Origin of the sequence: Geobacillus sp. ZGt-1, from assembly GCF_001026865.1 — a bacterium.
Taxonomy (GTDB): Bacteria; Bacillota; Bacilli; order Bacillales; family Anoxybacillaceae; genus Geobacillus; species Geobacillus thermoleovorans.
In genome coordinates this window covers 41,595-42,039 of record NZ_LDPD01000006.1, presented here as the reverse complement: position 1 = coordinate 42,039, position 445 = coordinate 41,595, and positions in this window count along the sequence as shown.

Below are 445 nucleotides of genomic sequence, written 5' to 3'. Positions count from 1 at the left end.
TCCTGCTTGCGGAGTTTCCGAGGCGTCCATCCGTGATCATGGGTGATTTTCAGCCGTTTCATGTCTGATTCCGCTCCTTTTCCATGCTTTTCCTTAGGAGCAGTATAACCGGAGTGGGCACCACTTATGCGAAGGTTAACTTTTCAATGAGCATGTATATAGCATTTTCAGCTTGTGGTGTATTTCAACTTCCTGCACATGCACAGCGCACTCAAGGGCTGGGTTCCGGCGTCATCCTAAAACTCGCCGATCTTCCGCATATGATGGTCCGACGGACAAATCCCCGTCCCTTTGACGCAAGAGTTTCTCCAACAAGAAGCGGCTTAGCTTTTTTGTCCTCCCAAGCTCGCTGAGCTAAAGACCTGCCAAATTCGGCGAAGCGAATAATGGACAAGGGCTTCTTCCCGCCCTTGCCCTTATACTGACTCCTTTTCTCCCTTGACGA